This window comes from Thioalkalivibrio sp. AKL8, from assembly GCF_000380525.1.
GTDB classification, from domain to species: Bacteria; Pseudomonadota; Gammaproteobacteria; order Ectothiorhodospirales; family Ectothiorhodospiraceae; genus Thioalkalivibrio; species Thioalkalivibrio versutus.
Genome location: NZ_AQYF01000011.1, coordinates 1 through 2,163 on the forward strand (window position 1 = coordinate 1; position 2,163 = coordinate 2,163).

General features: G+C 69.3%; 1 protein-coding gene. It reads right to left on the reverse strand.

Annotated features, from left to right (window positions below; translation table 11 throughout):
- Window positions 1-722: 722 nt before the first annotated feature.
- Window positions 723-2,163, reverse strand: a 1,441-nt coding sequence (locus G335_RS0112460; protein WP_018143864.1) for a tetratricopeptide repeat protein, incomplete at its 5' end; no start/stop codon positions are given.

Below are 2,163 nucleotides of genomic sequence, written 5' to 3' on the forward strand. Positions count from 1 at the left end.
CGACGCTAGAACGCTTTCTAGTCTTGATGGCCCTCCCCCCGGGGCATCGAGTTGAGGGCTCCCTTCGGGGAGCCCTTTTTTTGTTCCGCGATCCGGGCCCGGTACTACAGCCCTCATGGACCCTCGCGCGAACCGGCCACCCTCTCCCGTCACTGCCGGCAATCATCCGGCGACTGGCCATGTTCGGACTCGCACCACCCCGGGCCGACGCTCGCCCCCCTTCGGATGTCCGCCTGGCCTGCCAGGGCAAGACTATCCATGCACCACTCGAACTCGAGCCCCGTCCTTCCGAGGCGTGTGAGGCTAGCGCCCCGACCAAGATGCAAACGGGCCGGTAGCACCACGACCGGACTGCGCGCCGCGCCAGGTCTCGGGATACACGGGGCATCACCGCGATGCCGGCACATTCATCAGCGTCTCCCAGGCACCGGCGAAGACACCAGAAGCATGGCAGTGGGCCGTAGTCGAGGGGACGGATAAGCCGGCCCCGAAACCGTGGCATTGACTCACCCCTGCCGAGATCCGGTCGCGGGCCGTGCCGACCGCCGCGAGCGAGCTCCCCGGCCGAGCGCAGCCGTCAGAGGCCAGACAACGAAGTAATGTCCGGGCCGACCCGGGATTACAGGACCGACCGGACGGAGGGATGTGCGGCGACCAGGCTGACGCACACAAAAAAGGGGCCGCTCTCGGCAGCCCCCTTGATCGACCGGTTCGTGCCGGGTCTACAGGCGATCGAGCAACGCCTCCGCATCCGCCCGCTGGGGGAACTGGTCGTGCCCGTCCAGCACGCGACGCAAGCGTTCAGCAGCGGCGTCGCGCTCGCCCTGTTCGCTTTCCGCCCAGGCCAGGTGGTACTGAATGCCCGGATCATCCGGGGCAAGCTCGCTGGCACGGCCAAGGATGTCTGCGGCCTCTGCGGGCTCACCGGCGTGGATCAGCACCGCACCCAGGGTGTCCAGCACCGGAGCCGCCTCCGGTGCCAGCTCGGCAGCCCGGCGCGCATGCTCCAGCGCCTGCCGGGTATCACTCTCGCGCAAAGACCATGCGAGGTTGTTGCGCGCAATCACGTCGTCGCCATCCTGCTCGACGATCCGACGGTACGAATCCATCGCTCCGGACCGGTCGTCCGCCGCCATCTGCTGCGCCGCGTGGATATGCCATGTCGCCAGGTCCTGCGGATTTTCATCCAGCCAGGCGGCCAGCGTGGCCCGCCCGGCATCGCCATCCCCGGCTTCGCGCTGCGCCTCCGCCAGTGCATGCACCCAGTCCCGACGTTGCGAACCCGGGTCCGCCAGTGCCGCCCGGTAATGCCGCACGGCGGCGGCTGGGTCGTCCCGCTGCATAGCCGCGCGGCCCAGCAAGGCCTGGACCTCGCTGCGGTTCTCGTAGAGCTCCTCCAGGCGCGCCAGATGGGGCTCGGCATCGCTCATGCGTTCCTGATTGAGCAGGCCCCGGGCCAGAAGCAGGCGGGCCCGGTAGTGGTCCGGCTGCTGCTCCAGGAGCTCGCGAAGCGTGCTCTCGATCGCGGCATCGTCACCGGCCTGCGCATGCGCGCGGGCCAGGGCGAGACGCAGGTTCACGTTGTCCGGCGCCTGTTCGACGGCCTCCGCGAGACTTGTCACCGCGGCATCCGGACGATTGAGACTCTGCTGGACGTCCGCCAGCGCATACAGCAGGTCCGGATTCCCGGGGTGATGTTCACGCGCAGCGAGGAGCGTCTGCAGGGCCTGCTCCGGTTGGCCGCCCTGAAGCTGGATCTGGGCCAGGGTGAGATGCGGCGGCAGCAACTCGGGCTGCGAGTCGATGGCCGTTTGCAGCCAGCGCGCCGCCCCCTGGTGGTCGCCATCCTGCAGGCTCATGTTGGCCAGGCGCTGGGCCGAACGGGCATGCCCCGGGTCGCGCTCCTGGATCGCTTCCAGCACCTCGCGCGCCGCCCCGCGATTGCCGACCTGGAGCTCCAGGCCAGCGAGGTTCATCGCCACGGATACATCGTCCGGGTCCAGCGCGACGCCCTCGCGGAAGGCCGCCCGGGCCTCGTCGGTTCGCCCCAGCCCCATCAGGGCAGCGCCCTGCAGGCTCAACGGACCGGCCGCTTCCGGCTGGAGCTCCTGCAGACGCTGTGCCCGCTCGAGTGCCTCGTCGTAGCGTCCTGTCTGCAACAGG